We start from the raw sequence: 21548 nt of genomic DNA, 5'->3' as shown, positions 1-21548 counted from the left end.
TAAACTGGATGAAAAATGTGATATTCGGAGAATAATTAGTTGATTTTATAGTGATAATTTAAAAGAAAACCCGCTGTAATAGCGGGTTATCAGTGACTAGAAAGTGAACGTTCGGCCGCTGGCCGTCAATGCTTCATCGACAAAGCTAGAATCGATTGTTAACTGGTCCCCTGCATTTTCAGGGTCATCTTCACTGCCGTTACATACCAAGACAACGTCATAGCTACCTAAAGGCACATATCCAATTTCAAACTTACCGGACACAGAATCAACTCCAACAGATGTGTAAGGTTCATTGGCCGATCCCAGATCGCCATGAACACCACCGGTAGGCGCTGTGTAAACATAAACGAATGCATCATTAATGTTGTTGCCGCACGCTCCGCCTCCCAATGCAACTTCGCCAGAGATCGTTGCAACATCCTGATTGTTGACCAAGCGTACGCCTCGCGGCTTCAGTTGATAACCATTAGCATTTTCGACCATGCTCTTGCGCAAATCGAATTCCAGTGTATAGGCCTGAGTTGCATTTGCCTGTACATCAAAACCATCAAGTTTCAGCTCGCCACTAGGTACTCGAATTCCCTCTGTGGCACTTGTGTCTGTTACGACATGTGAGTATGGAGTCCCATCAGTGTAATTCCCTTTTTCAAGCACTGACAGACGCATCTGAGTATACTGGCCGGCTTCCATCTGCTCATCACTTAGCACCTGTAACGACTGCTCGCCCTGATAAGCCATCAAGTTGATAACCATAAACGCCGGGTTTCCATTGCTATCTTGCGGTATTGCAAGGCCATCAGGAATACACTCCGCCGAGCTTTGATCTGAGGCAAAAGACGTTGTCCCCCAGCTAGACTCACCGCCGTTTGTGTGATGAACAGTGATCTTATCGAATGCGACACAGACTTTGCTCAAGCCGTCGACTGGCGCATCTGAAAACGCCAAGTTGAACTGGCCAGTATTGCTACTACCACCAGATGAACCAGAACCACACCCCACTAACGCCAGACTCACTACGCTGGCAACAATCAACTTGCGCATTGATAAAACTCTCAATTAATAATTCTGCCCGAAGAATACCCAGCCTCATGCAGTATTCAAAACCAAGAGTTCCCATCTAAAGCAAGTCTTACAGAGATTTTACATAACGGGCTCATAATGGAGTAAATAAGCAAAAATGCGCTTTCCAATAAACTACTTAGTGATTGCAAAAAAAGAAGCCTCACTGTTGTGAGGCTTCTTGATAAAGCTATTTGTAATGTACTAGATGGAGCAGATTAGGCTAACGCCGTTTCAGCAGCCCGAAGTACCTGACGATCATTCTCGACTCGCTTGATCCAACCGTCGGATTCCATTCGGTTCAATACCGGGATCATATACTTCCGCGATAAACCGGTTCGCTCCCTGGCATCGGAGATCTTAAAACGCTCATTGACTTCCCGTCCTTCGATAATGTCGTTGACCAGATCATCGTAAAGCGCTTTCTCATAGTAAATCTTACCTTCAAGCGGTACAGCGAAGCCAAGACGCACCAAGTTTCGCAACTCTTTTTGCGCCCCCGGGATCTTTTCCTTATCCGCTTCATAGCCCTGCTTCTCAGCCTGACTCATACGTTCAAGGATCTGCTTTGCCGTTGGAGAAAGCTGGGCTTCACTACGACCACTGCCAAGTGAGAAGAGTTCGCCGCTCTGCTTTAGTTTGCCCTCTTCAACAAGCTGCTGTAGCAAGGCTGACAATACATTCATCGGCAACTGGATCTTGCCGCTTAGCTCGTTGACAGACAAGTCAATCTGCTCTTGCTTGAGGATTGATTCGAGCATCTGATGAGAGTTGTTATAGCACTCCTCGGTGAAGAGCCAATCACCACAGGCTTTATAGCCGGATTCATCAAGCTGGTGATCGCCACGCTTGGCGTAGCCATACAGGGACATGTTAATGGTGACATAGTCTTCCCATGCTGGCTGATCTGGCATTGCCATTAACAAATCATACAATTTATTGCGGTGCTGCTTAGCTACCTCGCCTCCCCAGACAACTGCCCCGCAGTTTATGATGCTACTACCACCATGCTGGATAAGCAGCGCGCGCTGATTCCAAAAACAGCAGGCCGGCTCTTTCAACCTTAAGCGAGCCAAGTTAGTCCCCTTGAAGACAAATATCTTGGCAAGGGTATTAAACGTACCGAACGCCACTTCGACTTCGCTGTTATTACGACACTTGTTCTCAAACAACATGCCATCCAGGCGAACAATCACTTCATCAACAATGAAGCCGGACTCCTTCGAGGCCATAAGGCAAAAACCACGTTCGACTTCTTTTTTCTTCACACCTTTCAGTGCGATCGCAACGCGGGAAACCGGCTGGGCTGTTTCGATATTCTGGTGATAAGACTGCAGGCTCTTCACCTGCACTTCCCTGCCGGATGGCTGAAGAATCAGCTTCTGGCCAACATGAAATTCACCGCCACACAGACTTCCCGTTACTGTCGTCCCCACACCGTTGACCGTAAATACGCGGTCAATATACAAATGAGCCTGACGCTGAACGGCTGTCTGCTGACGTGCATCATTCGAATGATTATCCAGTTTGCGGCAGATATGCTGGCGAAGCTCGTCGATCCCTTTTTGCTGATGGGCCGATACCACCACAGAGTCCGGAATAAAGCCTGCAATCTCAAGGAACTGCTCCAGCGCTTCTTCCTCGACCAACGCAAGCATGTCATCGTCGACCAAATCAGATTTGGAGATAACCAGGGTCACATTGTCGATCCCCATAGATGCAATCACCTTAAGGTGGTCAGTCGACATCTGCATCCAGCCTTCATCGGCTGCTACCACAAACAACACCATGTCGAGGCTCCACACCCCGGCCACCATGTTTCGGATAAACCGCTCGTGACCCGGTACATCGATAACCCCTACTGGCGTGCCGTCTTGATGCTTGAAGTAGGCAAAACCGAGATCGATCGTCATTCCCCGCTTCTTTTCCTGCGGCAAGTGCGCAGTATCGATTCCTGTCAGCGCTTTGATTAACGCCGATTTACCATGATCGACATGACCGGCGGTTCCAACGACATAACTCATAACAACACCTCCGCCAGCTGGCTACGTAGATACGGAATTTCAGATTCTTCTATAGTGGCGAGATTGAGCTGTACCCTGTCATGCTTGATAACGCCGATCACTGGTAGCGGCCAGCTACGCATAATTTTCAGCAGTTTTTCCGCAGAGCGCTTGTTTCGTCCGTTATCTGTGACGATCTCAATCGACCAAGAAGGATCACTTTGATCCGGCAACGAACCACCGCCCACGGTTAGTTCCGAGTTAACAACCCGGATCTGGTCGCCAAAACCTTCCGCTAGTAGACAGGCTCTTTGTTCAAGCTCCGCCTCGCCAATCGAGCGCTTGCTTTCAGCAACACCACGACCGCTTTCCAGTTGGTTTAGCTTGCGAACCACCTGCTCTTCAAGCAATGAATACACAATACGGCTCGGTCTGAACGCACGCATCATCGGATTTTTTTCAAGCTGGCTGATCAACGTTTGCTTACCGGTAACCAGCCCGGCCTGCGGGCCGCCGAGGATCTTATCACCAGAAAAACAAACGATATCAGCACCGGCCTGGATATAGCTGGCAACGGTAGGTTCATCCGGCATATCTTCGGTCGTCGTGCCCGAACCCTGATCGACAGCAAGTACGACATGATCCGGGAGATCCCTTGCTAGCTCTTTAATATCAGCCGATTCCGTAAAGCCGCGGATCTTGAAATTGGAGGTATGGACAATCAGCACCATCGCCGTATTTTCGGTAACAGCATCAAGATAATCCTGTGCCGTTGTGATGTTCGTCGTGCCGACTTCCACCAACTTGGCCCCGGAGAGCGCCAGAATATCGGGAATACGGAAGCCGCCACCAATCTGAATTTGCTCACCGCGGGAGACAATCACCTCTTTGCCTTTCGCCAACTCATGCAGCATCAAATAGATTGACGACGCATTATTATTGACGACCAGCGTATCCTCTCCTTTCACCAGGTGCTGCATTAGCTGCTGCAACATCCCCTTGCGTTTTCCTCGCTTACCGGTATGAAGATCGATTTCAAGGTTGTTATAGTGCGTATTGACCTCGCCAACACTCTGCCAGATCTCGGCATCTAGCGGCGAACGCCCAAGGTTGGTATGAACGATCACGCCGGTGCCGTTGACAACCCGCTGCAATCGCTGCTGGTTCATAACCCAACAGCCCTGCTCTATATAGTGGTACAGCTGGTCTACTGAAAAAGGAACACCTTCAGGATCGCTTAAATGCTTCTTTTTGTAGGTTTGCACCTGCTCACGAACGATATCCGTCACGACCGGACGGCTTAACCGCTCGATATAGGGTGACAAAAAAGCCTGCTGAAGTATTTTTTCAACTTGTGGAATGGAAGATAAGGTGCTTACTGTCATAATCAAGCTCCGATTGGAAATTAATAAAAACAGAAACTTAACTAATAATAAAAGCAGACCACACTGATAAACTTTTGATAATTAACTAAGAAACCATTAAAGAAAATGTTTTGATTATTTCAGGGGGCAAACAAGGAAGATTTCAGGGACAAGTATAATGATAAAAACTAATTTTCTATTATTAGTTGGCGAGTAACGTTGTCACCGTCATTCTTCTAACCCTGAGTAAACAAGTATAAGAATCTTATATATACTCGCTCTAAAAAATTAGTCTCTATAACGTTTTGAATGGACAATCAACTGACTGTAACGTTAAAAAGAGTTGGCGGAAGGAGCAGGAATCGAACCTGCCAAAGCCTATTCAGCTCACGTCGGTTTTGAAGACCGGGAGGGCCACCAGACCCCATCCACTTCCGCGTTTCGATGGGTGTAATGTACCTAATAAGATTATGATTTGAAAGTGTTTAACAATCATTCTGTGACCTTTCCGGCAAAGATGATTTTATATGAAACTTATTTCTATTTTGGTTAACTAGCTAACATTTTTTGCAGTCATATCCCGCTAGTAACACATTTATTCACCCAGAAATAAAACAGCAGAATCACAAACCGTTCACATTAGCCTTTAACAAATTAATGAGTGTCATTAGATATCCTAATATTGATTAACAAATAACAAAAACAAGATATTTGCCTGCTATTAGAATTGATCTTTTTATTATAATAACCACTACCAACAGAACAATTTATAACCAATAAAGCTTTATTTTTTCATTGGCTTGGTTATTTAGGGAGATAAACATGAGATACGATAGACTCGAAATAATTACTAACAACCCAAGCATTGCTGAGCTAAACACCAAAATACAATGCACATCCAGAAATCATATTGAAGATGTATTGATGCTTACCAGAGACAAAGTACATCTTGGCGGGAAAATTATCTCCCACCCTCTCGCAGGAAGTGTTAAACCGCATGAAACACCCTATCGCAGTATCATCGTGCTTAATAACCATGATGAGCTGGATATAGAATCATTAAACCTTATCGAGCAGACCATCGAACGTTACCAAGCCCTATGCAAAGCTAACCCAACACACCTGACTCTTACCGATGAAGAGATTGATACCCGGTTCCCCGAAAAACAACAAACTGATTTTCGTTTCATCGATCTGCAGCTGATCAAATCCTGTCTCGATTCTCTTGGCTTCAAGGGTATTTACTAGCCCTCCCCTTTCTCCAAACCATTATCCCCGCCATGGCGGGGATCCTTTCACCAGCCGACTATCTCCGGCTTCAGGTTATATAGTTGAGCCTAATCTAAGCAACCCCCTCCAACTCCCCCTTCTAGTGACAACCGTTGCCAAGTTACTATTTCAGTCAAGGGGGAGAGTTATTCTCTGTACCTGTACATTTTTCATCAATAGGAAGTTAGTCTTATTCCGCTAACAGAAATGATTGTAGATGAGCGTGGTTGTTCAACATCAGAGAATATTCTTCCCCTTGTACGAAAAGGTAACGAGATCGAGAGAGTTGATAGAAGGGGAAGCTAGATGGGGTTGAAAACTCAATACTAAAACACAATACACTCTCATCCCGAATAAAAGGAAATCTATCTTTATACTGCACTCTGACACTAAAAAAGCCAGCCGGTAAACCGGCTGGCTTGAGTGCTTCTTGTTCTATCGTTTTCTAATGCTTAGAACACTGTTTGCTCATCAATCTTAGTCTGAAGTGCACTTAGTGCTTTTTCGACTAGTTGACGACGAGCGTATTTCTCTTCTTTCGGCTGCATTGTTGGATCACCCAGTGGGTGAGGGATTGCAATAGCAGGAACGATACGGTTTGCACCAACCGTTTTAGAAATAGGCACGACAGTTAGAACGTGAACTACAGGCATTACTCTTTCGATTTCTTTGAGCATCGTTGCGCCGCAACGAGTACAAGTGCCTCAAGTGGAGGTGAATATAGCCGCTGTCACCCCTGCCTTCTGTAGCTTCATCGCAATCTCTGCGCCGTATTCTTTCGCCTTCGCGACCGCCGTACCGTTACCGACCGTGGTGTAGAACATGTCATGCAGGCTTCCGATAACACCTTCTCGTTCCATGTCTCGCAACACGTCGACTGGAAGAACTCGGTTAGGGTCCTGGTTGCAAGCAACTGGGTCATATCCGCCGTGCGCTGTTTCATGAGTCTCTTCCGTCAAGGTTTCCAAACCACGAATACTGTATTCGCCATACTTAGATGCACTTGAAGATTCGATATGGTCTGGGTTGCCCTTAGGTACCACACCACCTGAAGTAACAAGCGCAATCTTAGCTGTGCTCATCATTTCAACCGGAGGCTGAGGCTCAACGCGGTCAAACACTGGCATTGGATATTCAGTTGTGAACTCCTGACCACCAATTTTGGAAATCAGCAAGTCAACGGCACGCTCAGAACCACGTTTTTCTGCAAAGAAATTCACGCGGATACCACGAGGCATATAACCAGCTTCTTCTGGAGAACCTACTTCGCCATCAGTTTCTACATAACGATTAATCAGCTTAACCATTGCAGGAACGGCTTTACGCATGCTCGCTGCACTGTTGCCTGTTTCAACCATGTACGCATACTGACGGAACAGTTCATAGCCAGGGTTTTCAGGATACATACCCGAAATTGTAGTGATGCCCATTTCGTGAGCAACCTTGGCAACCGTACCACAAGCCATGCCGTAACGACCGGCGTTGAAAGCAGGACCTGCGATGATGAGATCCGGCTTCAGCTGAGCTAGGATTTCTTGCAGTCCGTGGCAGCACTGGCTTTCGTTTTCGTTGAAGTAGGAGTCACCACAGATAATAGTATGTGTGATTTCTGCCTTGTCCTGCAGCATTGTGTTCACTTGTGAACCAACACCAACTGTACCTTCTACCACTTCCATCGGAATGTGGGCCATCTCTTCACCACCTTTCTGGGCGAAGAACTGGTTCAAGTAATAAACTACTTTCAATGTCATGTGAGTATCCTCGCTTAGCTTGCTTTAGTGGTGAGGTGATGGTAGCCAAGTTCACTGGTTGCGCTAAGAATTGCTTGAATTTCAACAGTGATAGAGCCATCTTCATGCAAGCTACCTTGGAAGCCACCTGCAACCATATCTGCATAACGGTCGTGACCGATCACTTTGTCCATTGCAGGTAGTGTCACTAGCTGGTTGGCGTTACCGTTAGTTACAACAGCGTTCGCACTTTCGTGAGAATCCGCCAATGACTGGCTTTCACCGTTTTGACCGGCATATTCATCTGTCAGCAAGACAGTCTGGATACCGGCAGCTTCTAGCTTGGCACAGTTCATCATCAGGTCGGCATCAGGGTTACCAAAGCCTTCTTCGCTGACAATCGCTGCATCCCAACCCATTTGCTTGGCAAGCTTAGTTACGAAGTTAGATGAGCGTTCTTTGTCACGCAGAGTAACGTTTTCGTTAGTGACGATTACGCCCATGAAGTTGTACTTCGTACCATGGTGACGATAAAGGTCGTAGATTACCGGGCTGTTCTGGTGAACATAGCTGGTGTTCTTGTCACAGGCAGATACACAGTTACCACTGATAATTGCGCCATCCATCACTTCTGTTGGGTACATCAGTGTAGGAAGCATGCCTTTCACATCAACGCCGTAATAGTAGCTATCGTGTAATAGGCCCTGGCTTTGCAGCATGTAAACATAACCGACTTTTGGCAGGTTAGGATACTCAGCCGCCTGCTCTAGTAGCGGTTTCGTTTCATAAGTGTGGATCTCATCCGGCTCAACATTAGCAGCCAGTTGACCAATCCAGCGACCTGCTTCCAGGCCTACCAGGCGAAGGACACTTTCGTGGTCGTACTGGTTGCATGAGTCATCCACTTCACACTGAATAACCAGGTTCATGGTTGAAGAGAATGGTGTATATTCCGCACCTGGGCCGCTCATATCCAAGATACCTTCCTGGAAACCAACAACCTCACCGGTAGTGATCACCGCCATGCCTTTCAGCACATGCGTACGACCTTCACCCACCATAGCTTCTTCACCTAAGTGACGGCCAGGGAAGATGTCGCCACCACCGCTGACTTTCACTCGAGGTTCAATAGCATCTTTGACCGGCATGATACGGATGCTATCGCCTGGTTTTGCGATTGATAGTTCAATCGAGCGGATACGGTGATCCAGTTCGCACAGGTGGTTCAAAAGTGCTTGCTGTTCAATCACCACAGTATTTTCTTTTACTTCGCTCACTGGCCCGAAAGCCAAATCACGAACATGAATATTGCCTAGTTCGAGTTTCATTTATATCTCCAAACAAGCGTCAATTGGGATGGGTAGCCTTCAATATCCGTACTAATGGCTTACTTTGATGCCGGCTCCTGCCTCGGCGTACCCGACAACCCAACATGGTTCTTCACTATTGCTAAATTCAGTTAATAAAGCGTCCAGACAATCTTTGGGTACCGCTGCCAGCAAGCCGCCGGAGGTTTCCGGACAACACAGCTTGCGCTGCCAGCTTTCATCAAGATCCGGTGCGAACTCAATCTCGTCTCGGTAAGCATCCAGATTACGCTTGGCACCACCGGGGAATAGCCCCTGGGCTGCGTAGTCTTCGGCTTCGATCAGAAACGGCACCTGGGTTGCGTTAAAGTGCATACATACATCGCTCTTTTCGGCCATTTCCAAGGCATGGCCAAGAAGCGAGTAACCTGTAACGTCGGTACAAGCTTTCACCGGATAGCGGGCAAAAATTTCAGCAGCTTTACGGTTAAGCTTTTTCATGCTGTCGGTTGAGGCTGCAATAGCCTTCTGACTCGCCTTACCCCGTTTTGCTGCGGTTGAAATTAAGCCTGTACCAATCGGCTTAGTGAGTACCAGAATATCGCCGCTGTCGACAGCAGCTTTGGTTTGCACTTTAGAGGGATGGATCGTACCCATTACCGACAAACCGAATTTCGGCTCATCGTCTTCGACGGTATGACCACCGACCAATACCGCTCCGGCCTCACGGACTTTCTCCGCACCGCCTTTGAGGATTTGGCCAACGATCTCCTGGGGAAGATCACTCGGAACACAAAATATGTTCATTGCCAATGTTACCTGGCCGCCCATGGCGTAAACATCGCTGAGTGCATTTGCAGCAGCTATGGCGCCAAAGTCATACGGGTCATCGACGATTGGAGTAAAGAAATCCAATGTCTGGATGACGGCAACATCATCAGTGATTTTGTAGACGGCAGCATCATCACTTACCGTCAACCCAACCATCAGATCGGGATACGCTTGTTCGGGAAATAGGGGTGAAATGGACTGCAGAACCTGCGCCATGGCCTTAGGGCCAATTTTCGCCGCTCACCCAGCTTTTTTGGTCATCTGCGTAAGACGCACTACTGTTTCTGTCATCTCTATATCCTTAATAACGGACGGTAATAGCGCTACTCTCATTGCTGCCGATTTCGCGCTCGCGAATTTCCTAGTGTGTGACTTCTCTTGCCATCAAAGTAGATTGGCTGGAGGTTTTGGCGACTGTCACCATTAGCCGATAAACTTAGTTTCGGTTAACTGTGCCCGTGCCTGCTCCAAATCGTCTCTCGCCACTAACACTATCGGGCCGGTACAGCCCATGCCTGTGCGGGCAAAAATGTTAGCCTTCCACAGCGCCTGGCAGGCATCTTCAATCTCGAGGATATCAATACCGCCAATTTCTGCGTCAGTAACCTTCTCCGGTGGCGCAGTCACTTCTGCCTTGGCCTCTACCGGTTGCTTGGGCTGGCGATACTTGGCCAGCACGCTGTTCAACCCGGCCAACGACGCCGCTTCCCACTCTTCATCGACTCGCTTCATAACACTTCCTTTTGCAGCATCTGCACACAGTCTCATCGCGCCGGCTACAACAGGGGCGCCTGAGGCTCTTGAAATGATATTTATCAGCTTGTCGGAAGCGCCTTCACCCAACCCCGGACCGTAGCCGAAGCCTGATGCTTCATAGCTGCCGCCAGTGGTGAACGAAGAGAACATCTTCATAAGTAGGTTACCGGTCAGGCTATCTGTCACCATGACATCCGGTGTGCCTTGTAGCAGGTCATTGCCCCGCATTGCGATACCGCCATCAGCACGACCAGACTCCGCAAAGTGGATGTCATAGCCGCCTTCGGCAAGCTCACGCAAACTACGCTCGCACAGTGCCGCACCGTCGATATTCAAAACACCGACTGATGGTTTTTTGATACCGCTCGCCTTGGCCAGTGCAATACCGTAAATCGTATTTTTCAGCAGCGCTGCCTGGCGGTTGGTATCTGTGGTACCCGTTGTCGAGGCAATGATCATTTCACGACCTGCTCCCGGGGTTACCACTTTGCCCATGGTGCTCACACCCAGCGGGAATGCGTAATGCAAGGTCACACAACCATCGATCTTTTTGTCAACGAACAGCCCTTCCATCACCTTGTGGCACTCGTGAAGATCGGCTGCCGGATAGCATTCGAATCCGCACTCAGGATCGTCACAGCCAATCAGTACCGGTTCGATATCGCTATACTGGCGAGCGACCAACTGAGCGCCGCGAAGTAACTCCTGAGGACCATGCTCGCTGCCAACTAATGTCAGGGCGATGCGGGTCTTCTTGCCAAACTGGCCGCTAAGCAGGCCATCAGCCATGGCGTTGAAGGTATCGGACAGTTGTTGATTGATGTTACTCATAGCAACCTCCGATTACTGTTCGCGATTTAACAAGTTCTCAGCCACATCACGCATTGCCTGGGCAACAACCTGCTTGACCTGAGCCTCATCAAACACTTCTTCCTGCTTGCCGCTGTTTTTCTGAACCACAAAGCTCAGACCATCAAACAGATTGGTCATACGGCCCAGGAACAAGCTGCCCTTGCCGACCATCATGAAGTTGTTGATTTCACCGCTGACAATCATTTCGCGACCGAAGCCTAGGAAAGGAACGCCTGACGGGATGTGGCCCTGAGTCGGTGCAAAGCCTGTCATACCATGCTCAGCAACAAACTGAGGGAGCTGAGTACGTTCTAGCTGGCCTTCTTTGACCGCTAGCGCCGCAATCATTTTGTAGTTTGACTCCGGAACATTACCTGCGCCTGCTGGCTTGGTAATTTCTGGGTTTTGCATTTCGACAGAGTACTTGTCGATGTCTGTCATCGCCATACCGGCATTTTTCAGCGGGTTGGCAATCAGTGCTGTCATTACAGCCTGCGGAGAGGAGCCGGTACCGATCTGATGGCGACCAACAATATCAGTATTGATTTCAGGGCTGATACCGTCGTTTTCTGTCACCATACAAGCAAAGCCAGCCAGACAATCTTCCAGTACCGGCATGTCATTTTTAACATGGTCGCGACCGTTCATGCCCAGTTTGGCAACGGCGCCACCTGCTACAACCATAACGTTCTTGAATATGCCTGATTTAACCAAGGCTGCAGCCAGTGTCATCGCATGTGCTGGTGCAGCACAGAAGCCACGAACATCAGAGCCTGTCGCGGAGTTACAACCGATGACCTCACCGATTGCCTTGGCAAAGTTACCACCACCACGCTGATTGATGTCACCGCATGCTTCTTCCGAACATTCGATGAGGTAATCAACCTTGTCTAGCTCAATGCCCTGCTGTTTCAGGTGCATCGCCGCCATCACGCCAGAAGCCTTGGTACACAAGTTTTCTAGCATGATATGGGCAGAGAGGTTTTCATCCTCATCGTGGGCAGCTTTCACACAGCCGACCAACTCACCGTTCATCATCAGCACTTCCGCCTGATGATTTTCAACCAGCGCCAGGATCTCATCGGTAGTGATAAGCTGATGGCCGGCAAACAGGTCAACATCGCCGTATAGGGCATGCTGTCCAGCCTTTGGCTGATAGGTGTCAATAAATTCTTGAGTAAAATGAACCAGGTTGAACACGTCTACGTGGTTCAACATGGCATAGAAACTTTCCTGGCTATAAATTTCGCCGAACTTGCCTTCGTGAGAAGTATGTTCTTTGTTCTCAAACCATGGCTGGGGAATATCTGCCAACTGTTGTGGGGTAAGGTTACCGATATAACACTGGTTGGCCGGGTAAGAAACCACGTCTTCGTATGGACGAAGGTGGTCTTTTAGCTGCTGTAAATAGCTGTCTGCCGGGTCTTTAGCCCGAGACTGCACCTGTACCGAACCATGTTGAATCAATACATCTGGGGTATGGGCGAGCACATAGCTCACACCTTTAATTACTGCGTATCCCATTGTTACTCCTGCATCCGAGCCGGATAGTAGGTTCGAGCCAGAGGCCTGACCCGAACCAGCATTGAGATATACTTATGCTAATGCAGTTTCGCTGCGGTATTGTTGCATTTCCGCTTTAATCGCATCGACATCAAGTACCATTTCCATCATTCCGACCTGCTCGTCATAGACTGCCGGATCGACGGCTTCTTTAATTTCGTCTTCAACCACGTGATAACAAGAAAGTCCTAACTGGACTCCCGCCAATGGTCCTGCAAAAGTCGGATCGCCGGTGGTGACGGTTTCACATGCCAGGCCAGAAGCTTCTGCTTCTGCGCCGCCAAGAATCACAACGAGATTCTCTGCGCCTTTTTCCTCGGCAAGGGTTTTAATCCGCTTTTGGTTCTCAAGATCCATTGCGCCTGCGCTTGTTCAAACGAAACATTCTGTAGTAGAGAAAGCAACGTGAGCACCTGTGGTCTTCATGCAAGCTTCAATTGCCTGACCAGGTACGCCATCGCGGTCTCCAAGAATGATCACTGTTTTATTAGCGAACACAATCTTTCTCCCGATTAAACATACTTTCCGAATTGCTCACGATACTCTTTGACCTCTGCCACGATGGCATCGACATCAAGTACCATTTCCATCATGCTTATCTGCTCGTCATAGACGTCAGAATCCACATTGTCTTTAATTTCCGGCTCAACCACATGATAACAAGAGAGTCCTAACTGGACTCCGGCTAATGGTCCGGCAAAAGTAGGATCGCCGTTTGTCACGGTTTCACATGCTAGGCCCGAAGCTTCTGCTTCGGCACCGCCAAGTACGATAACCAGATTCTCTGGGCCGAACTCGTCAGCAAAACCTTTAATCCTCTTTTGGTTTTCCAGATCCATAGCACCTGCGCTGGTTCAGACGAAACACTCAGTTGTAGAGAAAAGAACATGTGCGCCAGCAGTTTTGATACAAGCTTCGATAGCCTGTCCTGGTACACCGTCTCTGTCTCCCAAGATAATAACTTTCTTATCTTTGAGCATTGTTCACTCCAAGGGTACAGATTACTAAGGTTATGTTGTTGCCAGTTACCCGGTACAACATGTTTTCTAAAAACGCAGTTTCAGTGTGAAACGTTGTTTTTCTATTTGTTCAATAGGTTAGATAACCTATTCAATACAAATTCTTTTCAGTCAGCCTTACGCTTTTTCAGCGATGAAGCTTTCGACTTCTTGTGCAATTTCTTCAATTTCAAGCTCTTCACCAGACAGGTGCTTCACTTTTTCGCCGTTCTTGTAGAACACAATTGAAGGTAGACCCATCACTTTCTGCGCCATTGCCAAACGACGGTTACCCTGGATGTTTAGCTTGCAGAATTTGATCTCTTCGCCGTATTGCTCAGCCAGTTTGATGACATCAGGCATTAGCTCAATGCATCGGCCGCAGTTTTCGCTCCAGAAATCAACCAAGACAACACCGTCGACGTTAACTTCAGTATCGAAATTTTCTTTGTTCAATTCGATCATTGCGTTTCCCTTAATACAGAGTTTCTAACTCAGCGATATCCTTCACATCAACTCGCTTGGCTTCCTGCCCAGCGTCAAATCTGATTACTACGGGCACTTCTTTCACATTGAAGCGGTTGGCAATGTTCTGGCTCTTGTAGGTATCGATAGTCACGACACGCTGATCCGGCTGATCTTTACAGTGCACTTCAAGTTCGTTGATAACATCCAGGCTTTCTTTACTTAGCGGATTCCAGAATGCCACCATTGCTGTGCCGTCAAACTCGGCAACAGACTTACGCCAACTCTCTTCTTCTTCGATATAGCGGTCGGCTGCTACTGCTGCAACTGCGCCATCCCCTGCCGCTGTTACTACCTGGCGTAAGAACTTGTCGGTTACGTCGCCAGCTGCGAAAATGCCCGGAACGCTCGTTTCCTGCTTCTCGTTGGTGATCACGTAGCCCTGCGGTGTCAGCTCAATCAGCTCCTTGACGAATTCAGTCTTCGGCACGGTACCAACGAACATGAACACACCGTCGGTCGACATTTCAGTGATCTCACCTGTTTTCAGGTTCTTCAGCTTCACGCCGTCAACCAGCTCGTCACCACAGATTTCTTCCACCACTGAGTTCCATACAAACTCGATTTTGTCGTTGGCGAAAGCCTGTTCCTGTGCCGTACGGTCCGCATCCAGAATGCCCTGATCGTGCAAGACAATCATGGTCACTTTATTCACGAACTTGGTCAGGAAGACGGACTCTTCAACTGCCGTATTACCTGAACCAACAACCACAACATCCAGCTCTTCATAGAAATCTGCATCGCAGGTTGCACAGTAAGAAACACCTTTGCCACGGAATTCTGCTTCACCCTTGATACCCAGGATGCGAGGCGTTGCTCCGGTTGCAATAATGATGCTCTTGGTCTGGAACTCTTCGCCTTTATTGGTTTTCAGTGTTTTGATGAAACCATCTTCTGCAATACTGATATCCGTAACCAAACCGCGGGCAAACTCGACACCAAACTTATTGCAGTGGTCACGGAACATATCCATGAGCTGCGGGCCGGTTGCTTCAAGAATTCCCGGATAGTTTTCCATTTCGCTGGTTGTTGCTGCCTGGCCACCGGTATTACGCTTATCTTCAAGAATTAGCGTTTTCATTTTGCCGCGGGCTGCATAAACACCTGCTGACATACCGCCCGAGCCGCCACCAATAATGATGACATCGTATAGTTCTGACATATTTATCACCGATTTTTATTTTCACTACCACATGCCATCTACACCTAGCACTTATTCACTTTTAATAAGTGTTACGAATATCTATGGCACTTCAAAATAAATCAGTCTTCGACGCAAGCTTTATAAGCCCTACGGTTTATACGAACAATGCGAGATAACTAATCGCCACTCTCATCATTTAAAATCAGATAGTAAAAGGTATTGTATTCTCTATATAAGCAAGTAATTAATTTTATTAGTTTCACCTATATATAGATGATTGGCTCTCATCCTTAACAACTTGTAGGCGATTATAATTAGTAATGTTTATTTTTTTGTGAGCAATGCCCAATTACAGGATAAAACACTGAAATAGAACTGCTAATGATACATAGATCATATTCAACTATAAGCATTATGCATAACAGGTGTCTTTTTAGGCTCAAAAGGTAATTAAAATCAGAAAAACCGTTACACTATAAGAAATAACATACCCCTATAGTGTCATTTTCTCTCTCTTTTCTACGATCTGACACTTTAATTACCAATATTTTATAAATTTTAACAAAGCTGACAAATAACATTTACCATTAGAATAACTAATGCTTAAGTTAAAAAAATATAGTGAACCAGTTGCACATCAAAAATCAGTAGCACGAGAGATTAATTTTCCACCGCAAATTATTATGATTACCCAATGAAATATGTTTTATTTTTATTTATTATGGCTATAAATAGTAAGATTAAAATTCAGTAAATTCACTACCTGCAAGCAAACAACTTAGTTAAACAATCATTTCATTTAAATTTAAAGCACCTATCATCAAAAACAGCAATAACACATAGCAGTAGCTACACACACAGTCGATACCAGCAGAATCTTCCACGTTAATTTTGAACGATAAGAGGATAATGCTCACAAAACCCCTGTTTGATAGAATGATAATCTCCGCTCCGAAGTTCATATAGACATTTGGAGTTACGCAATGGATACACTGCAATACACTAATGGTTGGCTCAATCTTGAAAATAACCGAATCGATGAGATCAATCATTTCTGTGAAGACTACAAACATTTTCTCAATGCAGGAAAAACAGAACGCCAATGCGTGAAAGCAGCTATTGCAGAAGCCAAGCAGCATGGCTTCCGCCCTATTGAAGAATTTGAGCAATTAGTCGCTGGGGATAAAGTATATTTCATCAACCGCAATAAGAACGTTGTGTTAACTGTTGTCGGCAAACGTCCTATTTGTGAAGGTATTCGATTTGTCGTTTCCCATATCGATTCCCCTCGCCTGGATCTAAAGCCTAACCCGATGTACGAGAAGAATGAGCTGGCGCTAATGCGTACTCATTATTACGGCGGCATCAAGAAGTATCAATGGGCTTCCCGCCCGTTGGCCTTGCACGGTGTTGTGGTAACCAAGTCGGGCCGTACCGTAGATATTGTTATCGGTGAAGATCCTCAAGACCCTGTTTTCACTATCCCGGACTTACTTCCGCACCTGGACAAGAAAGTTCAGCGCGAACGTAATGCTGCAGAAGTCCTGAAAGGTGAAGAACTGCAAATCATCGTCGGCTCTGTACCTATGTCCTTCGATGACGAAAAGATCAAAGACAAGGTCAAACAGCACATTCTTATCAAGCTGCACGAGAAGTATGAAATCACAGAGCCTGACTTCATCTCTGCCGAGCTAATGCTAGTCCCTGCCGGTGATGCACGTGATGTTGGTATTGATCAGGGTATCGTTGGTGCCTATGGCCAGGACGACCGTATCTGCGCCTATACATCACTCGAAGCCATCCTGGAAATTCCGACTCCGGAACAAACAGCTGTCTGCTTCCTGGTAGATAAAGAGGAAATTGGCTCGTCTGGTGCAACAGGTCTAGAGTCCCGCTATCTTGAATTTTTCACTGGCGAGTTATTAATCCGTCAGGCAGGCACACAGTATAACGACCAGATGCTGCGTCGCTGTCTGTGGAAATCCTATGCCCTGTCCTCAGATGTCAATGCCGGGCTTAACCCGTTATTTGAATCTGTGCATGATGCACAAAACGCCTCCAAGTTGGGCTACGGGCTTGTGCTGACCAAATATACTGGCCATGGCGGCAAAGCCGGATCGAATGATGCCGATGCCGAGTATGTCGCGGCTCTTCGCCGTATTTTCGACGACCACGAAATCACCTGGCAAACCGGTTTGCTTGGCAAGGTGGACGAAGGCGGCGGCGGTACTGTTGCTAAATACCTCGCGCACTATGGCATTAATACCATTGATGCCGGTGCAGCCTTACTTTCTATGCACTCGCCATTCGAACTGGCCTCCAAGTTCGATATTTACGAATTGTACCGTGCCTACAAGACATTCTATACAGAAGCTCTGTAGCGTCCTCTGCTGTGATGGAGAATAAACAATGAAAAAACGTCATCCGTTGACCTTTTATATCCTATGTTCATGCCAGTTCTGGTGGGCGCTGTCTTTTTATAGCCTATGGGCTATCTTGCCGGTTTTTCTGGGTGAAGAGCTGGGAATCGACCAGAAAACCTCGTTTGCAACCTTCGGTGCCTTTGCAGCGTTGGGCGCAGCTATGCTATTTGTCGGTGGCTGGCTTGCCGATAAAATCCTTGGCGCAAAGCGAACGCTTGCCTGGGGCTTTTTCTTCCAGGGACTGGGTTATTTTATCATTGCCTATTCCGCGATAACGGCGCAGCCGCACTTCGTATTTATCGGTTTGGGTACGGTCGCTGTCGGTCGTGGTATTGGTAGTGTAGCTCCTCCCACTATTATTGCCGCGTCCTACGATAAAAACGATCCACGCCTTGATGGGGCCTATACCTTGTTCTACATGGTCAACAATATTGGTGCCTTCCTTGCGCAGCTAGGTGCTCCAATTATGGCCTACAGCATTGGCTGGACATCTGCTTTCATCCTGTCAGCCGTTGGTATGACAGTGAACGTGGTGACCTACTTGCTGTTAAACAAGAAAATCAAGCAAGCAACCGAAGCCGACAAACGCGCTGTTCCATTCAAGACCAACAGCCTGTTCCTGTCAGGTGCATTGCTCGCCGTTGCCGCGGCTAGCTATCTGCTAACTAACCTGCCATTGGCGCAGTTTGTTCTGGCAGTCGCTGCTCTGGTTATTCTTTTCCTTATTACCAAAGAAATGAAGAGAGAAAAACCAACCAGCCGTAAGCGTATGATTGTTGGACTTGTCTTAATGGGTCAGGCACTGGCGTTCTTTGTGCTCTACAATCAGATGCCGACATCGCTTAACTTCTTTGCAATCAACAATATTGTCCCTGAAGTATTCGGTATTGCTGTCAATCCTGTTTCCTACCAGTCCCTGAACCCGATGTGGGTTATCTTCCTCAGTCCGATTCTTGCTCACATTTATACGACGCTGGGCGAGAAAGGCAAAGACTTGTCGATGCCGGGTAAGTTCGCGCTGGGTATGTTGATTTGTGCGGCGGCGTTTGCCTGTGCAGGTTTTTCCCAGTACTTTGGCGACGAGAAAGGCATGCTCAATCCATTCTGGATTGCCGCTCCTCACTTCCTATTTGCCATTGGTGAGCTACTGATTTCGGCGCTGGGCCTCTCTGCCATCGCCAAGCTGTTCCCAAGCCGTATCCGTGGCTTTATCTACGGCGCGTGGAACATGACACTGGCATTGGCATCCGTAGCAGGTGCTTGGGTGGCAGGCCTGTCTTCATCTGGCGAAGCTGAGATGACACCAGTAGAAAGCTTGGTATCTTACGGTAACTACTTCTACGCCCTAGCCGTTGCATCCGCTATTGTCGGTGTGGTCTGCGTTATCCTGGCTCCTCGCCTGAACAAGCTGATTGAGGCCGATCCCGAGCAGGAAGCCAAAGAAGAGCTACAAACAGCGTAATTTACACGCATAACCTTTACTTATAATTAAAGCGAGAACCCAAGGGTTCTCGCTTTTTACTATCTTGCGCTTTATCTAGGCGTGTACCTTCAAATGTTTTTTCACTTTCTTGAGCGCCATTTGCTTCTTAAGCGGCGACAGGTAGTCAATAAACAGCTGTCCATGGAGGTGATCAATCTCATGCTGCATCGCAATCGCCAGGAAATCATCACGTTCAATCGTGATCGCATTACCATGACGATCGAGCGCTGACACCTTGACCTTGGTATAGCGCTCAACATCGGCGTAATAGCCAGGCACTGACAGACAGCCCTCCTGACCAGCAGCGATATTCTCGCCACCTTCAACACGCGGGTTAACCAACACTAGTGGTTCATTGCGGGATTCAGAAATGTCTATTACAACAATAGCTTCTGTTCGCCCTACTTGAGTGGCTGCAAGGCCGATACCATTATCCGTGCTGTACATAGTCTCAAGCATGTCATCAATGAGTGGTTGCACGGCAGTAATGTCTTCCACTTGTGATGCTTTGCGCTTCAATTTCTCATTTGGAACAGTCAGTATGTCTAATATTGCCATTTTGCCTCAAATTACAATGTAAGAAGGTGAACCTAAATCTTGTGCTAAAAACTAACAACTTTATCTGATGCGAGCGTCCATGTCGCCAAATCATCCAGCGTTCCTATCTCTGCGCCTTCAATCAGCGGCAGCGCCGTTAACCCGCGAGCATCTGTACAGGTCTTGCACAGCTTTACCTCTGCCCCCTGGGCAAGCAGGATTTCAATCATTTGCTGAATGTTGTAGCCCTCTGAAGGAGCCTGCTTCACAAGGGCACAGGAAACCGAATCAGACATCAAGAAAATCTTGATGCTGGTCTCTGTCTTCTCATGTTCATTAAGATTAATTGCCAGTCTCAGCGCGTTGAACGATCGCTCTGAGCCATAAGGGGCATCATTGAGAATAAAAAGTAACGTTTGTTTAGCCATATCTAGCATCGCTATGTCCTGATGAATGCTGAGGCAACCTTATGCCTGAAAGAATAATCCGCTATACTCTACGCCAAATATGCTATTACACTCATGATTTAGCTCTACTTTTCGCTTACACAGGCCCTTCAATTATGGATTTCGACGCCCTGCTCACCCTATCGGAAAATGGAAAGGTCTTTGCCAATCCCCGCCGTGTAGCTTTGCTCAAGGCCGTCCAGCAAACGGGCTCTATTAGCAAGGGAGCCAAGCAGGCAGGGATCAGTTATAAAGCCGCCTATGATGCCATCAAGGATATGAATACACGTTCTGAAACCCCCTTGATCACCAGCGAAAAAGGCGGAAAAGGCGGCGGTGGTGCATCCCTGACCAATTTTGGTCAGCGTATCCTCCAAATGTATGACTTGTTGGATACGATTCAGAACATGGGGCTCCAGGCTCTGAATGATAAAGACGCACCGCTTCATAGCCTGCTTGGTGTAATGGCAAAATTCTCGTTGCAGACCAGTGCTCGAAACCAGTTTTTCGGTACCATCAGCAGCATCGAAAACCACGCCTTGTATGATCGCGTATTTATCTCATTGCAAAATAAACAACAGGTTATCGCAACCGTTACCCACGGCAGTACGACGCGCTTACAGCTAAGTGCCGGCAAGGATGTTGTGGCATTGGTAAAAGGGCCGTCCATTCAAGTTTGTCGCGAGCAACCTGATGATCCGCTGCTGGATAACCGGCTGTCCGGTACTATCGGCGATATTCAGAACGGAGACAGCACCGCGGAAATATCTGTAAGACTCGATGGCGGGGAGGAGGTATGTGCACTTATCAACAAGAACGAGAATGGCCTTGAACAGTTGAAACCAGGCAGTAAGGCCCTCGCCTGTTTTTCTTCCTCTCAGGTTATCATCGCGACACTATGCTAGTTAAACTGAATACAAGAACCGCGGAAAACACCGTAATTTGCCCCTTGTGACAGGCAATTCTCGAACTGCTTGAAATCCAGATACTGGAAAACAACCAAAAGCAAGGCGGCGAATACCAGACCAACCATCGCCAGCCTTATCAACCAGACTTTTTTCTTTTTCAGCGCAAACCACAGCAACAATGCCGATACCGGCGCAAGCAGTAGGGAAAACGGTAAGAAGTTCACTGCCGAAAGTGACATATCAAGCACCATACCTCATTGAATAAGAGCAGAAGCAAATGATAAGCCTGATTCTGCTCCTAATTCAAAGCATTCAGGCGTAATTTGCATAAAATTACATAAACTTGA

The 21548-nt window shown here is 47.3% G+C and carries 19 protein-coding genes and 1 tRNA gene; 4 read left to right on the top strand and 16 right to left on the bottom strand.

The genetic code is table 11. The annotated features are described in order from the left end of the window. Positions 1-96: 96 nt before the first annotated feature. The 4 genes from L4D19_RS23640 to L4D19_RS23625 all read right to left on the bottom strand — a co-directional run bounded on the left by L4D19_RS23640 (position 97) and on the right by L4D19_RS23625 (position 4865). On the bottom strand, positions 97-1044 hold the full coding sequence (locus tag L4D19_RS23640; protein ID WP_428454498.1) for a DUF4382 domain-containing protein: 948 nt from the start codon (positions 1042-1044) through the stop codon (positions 97-99). A gap of 236 nt (positions 1045-1280) precedes the next feature. Then, on the bottom strand, positions 1281-3086 hold the full coding sequence (gene selB / locus L4D19_RS23635) for a selenocysteine-specific translation elongation factor (protein ID WP_160656012.1): 1806 nt from the start codon (positions 3084-3086) through the stop codon (positions 1281-1283). Continuing rightward, on the bottom strand, positions 3083-4450 hold the full coding sequence (gene selA / locus L4D19_RS23630) for an L-seryl-tRNA(Sec) selenium transferase (RefSeq protein ID WP_428454497.1): 1368 nt from the start codon (positions 4448-4450) through the stop codon (positions 3083-3085). Before selA ends, selB begins: the two co-directional genes overlap by 4 nt. Before the next feature lie 323 nt (positions 4451-4773). Then, positions 4774-4865: transfer RNA gene (locus L4D19_RS23625), tRNA-Sec, on the bottom strand. 386 nt (positions 4866-5251) lie between these two features. Between L4D19_RS23625 and L4D19_RS23620 the strand changes: the two genes are divergently transcribed. Next, the gene (locus L4D19_RS23620; protein WP_075766092.1) at positions 5252-5677 is read left to right on the top strand and encodes a GrdX family protein; all 426 of its coding nucleotides are present in this window, start codon (positions 5252-5254) and stop codon (positions 5675-5677) included. Between the two features lie 473 nt (positions 5678-6150). Here the strand turns inward: L4D19_RS23620 and grdB are convergent, their stop codons facing one another. The 9 genes from grdB to trxB form a co-directional block, all read right to left on the bottom strand. Further along, positions 6151-7449, bottom strand: coding sequence for a glycine reductase complex selenoprotein B (gene grdB / locus L4D19_RS23615; protein WP_428454496.1), 1299 nt, complete (start codon positions 7447-7449; stop codon positions 6151-6153). Between the two features lie 14 nt (positions 7450-7463). Then, positions 7464-8756: a glycine/sarcosine/betaine reductase component B subunit gene (locus L4D19_RS23610; protein ID WP_428454495.1), complete on the bottom strand. Its 1293-nt coding sequence runs from the start codon at positions 8754-8756 to the stop codon at positions 7464-7466. Between the two features lie 51 nt (positions 8757-8807). Beyond that, the gene (gene selD, locus L4D19_RS23605) at positions 8808-9857 is read right to left on the bottom strand and encodes a selenide, water dikinase SelD (RefSeq protein ID WP_428454494.1); all 1050 of its coding nucleotides are present in this window, start codon (positions 9855-9857) and stop codon (positions 8808-8810) included. A gap of 132 nt (positions 9858-9989) precedes the next feature. Further along, positions 9990-11153: a glycine/sarcosine/betaine reductase complex component C subunit alpha gene (grdD, locus tag L4D19_RS23600; RefSeq protein ID WP_428454493.1), complete on the bottom strand. Its 1164-nt coding sequence runs from the start codon at positions 11151-11153 to the stop codon at positions 9990-9992. 12 nt (positions 11154-11165) lie between these two features. Next, positions 11166-12698 (bottom strand): glycine/sarcosine/betaine reductase complex component C subunit beta, encoded by a 1533-nt coding sequence (grdC, locus tag L4D19_RS23595; protein ID WP_428454492.1) that lies wholly within the window; start codon positions 12696-12698, stop codon positions 11166-11168. 72 nt (positions 12699-12770) lie between these two features. Next, complete coding sequence (gene grdA / locus L4D19_RS23590) at positions 12771-13235, bottom strand: glycine/sarcosine/betaine reductase complex selenoprotein A (RefSeq protein ID WP_089153690.1); 465 nt, start codon at positions 13233-13235, stop codon at positions 12771-12773. Between the two features lie 14 nt (positions 13236-13249). Further along, complete coding sequence (gene grdA, locus L4D19_RS23585; protein ID WP_160655988.1) at positions 13250-13717, bottom strand: glycine/sarcosine/betaine reductase complex selenoprotein A; 468 nt, start codon at positions 13715-13717, stop codon at positions 13250-13252. A 156-nt stretch (positions 13718-13873) separates the two neighbouring features. Continuing rightward, positions 13874-14200, bottom strand: coding sequence for a thioredoxin TrxA (gene trxA / locus L4D19_RS23580; RefSeq protein ID WP_075766110.1), 327 nt, complete (start codon positions 14198-14200; stop codon positions 13874-13876). A 10-nt stretch (positions 14201-14210) separates the two neighbouring features. After that, on the bottom strand, positions 14211-15422 hold the full coding sequence (gene trxB, locus L4D19_RS23575; protein ID WP_075766112.1) for a thioredoxin-disulfide reductase: 1212 nt from the start codon (positions 15420-15422) through the stop codon (positions 14211-14213). A 965-nt stretch (positions 15423-16387) separates the two neighbouring features. Between trxB and L4D19_RS23570 the strand changes: the two genes are divergently transcribed. Continuing rightward, complete coding sequence (locus L4D19_RS23570; protein WP_428454491.1) at positions 16388-17785, top strand: aminopeptidase; 1398 nt, start codon at positions 16388-16390, stop codon at positions 17783-17785. Between the two features lie 28 nt (positions 17786-17813). Further along, positions 17814-19289: an oligopeptide:H+ symporter gene (locus L4D19_RS23565; protein WP_428454490.1), complete on the top strand. Its 1476-nt coding sequence runs from the start codon at positions 17814-17816 to the stop codon at positions 19287-19289. Between the two features lie 75 nt (positions 19290-19364). Here L4D19_RS23565 and def read toward each other — a convergent pair whose 3' ends face one another. Beyond that, a complete protein-coding gene (def, locus tag L4D19_RS23560; RefSeq protein WP_428454489.1) occupies positions 19365-19868 on the bottom strand; it encodes a peptide deformylase in 504 nt (167 codons plus the stop codon). A gap of 44 nt (positions 19869-19912) precedes the next feature. Continuing rightward, positions 19913-20284 carry a DsrE/DsrF/TusD sulfur relay family protein gene (locus L4D19_RS23555; RefSeq protein ID WP_428454488.1) on the bottom strand — a complete coding sequence of 124 codons (372 nt, stop codon included), beginning with the start codon at positions 20282-20284 and terminating at the stop codon, positions 19913-19915. A gap of 125 nt (positions 20285-20409) precedes the next feature. Between L4D19_RS23555 and L4D19_RS23550 the strand changes: the two genes are divergently transcribed. Then, positions 20410-21198 carry a TOBE domain-containing protein gene (locus L4D19_RS23550; protein ID WP_428454487.1) on the top strand — a complete coding sequence of 263 codons (789 nt, stop codon included), beginning with the start codon at positions 20410-20412 and terminating at the stop codon, positions 21196-21198. On the opposite strand, the gene L4D19_RS23545 is transcribed toward L4D19_RS23550, so the two are convergent. Further along, the gene (locus L4D19_RS23545) at positions 21195-21440 is read right to left on the bottom strand and encodes a hypothetical protein (RefSeq protein ID WP_428454486.1); all 246 of its coding nucleotides are present in this window, start codon (positions 21438-21440) and stop codon (positions 21195-21197) included. The two genes, L4D19_RS23550 and L4D19_RS23545, sit on opposite strands and share 4 nt — an antisense overlap. Between the last annotated feature and the right edge of the window lie 108 nt (positions 21441-21548).

The sequence above is a fragment of the Photobacterium kasasachensis genome (assembly GCF_050336885.1).
GTDB classification, from domain to species: Bacteria; Pseudomonadota; Gammaproteobacteria; order Enterobacterales; family Vibrionaceae; genus Photobacterium; species Photobacterium kasasachensis.
The sequence above is the reverse complement of the archived record's forward strand: the minus strand, read 5'-3'. Positions and strand labels throughout refer to the sequence as shown.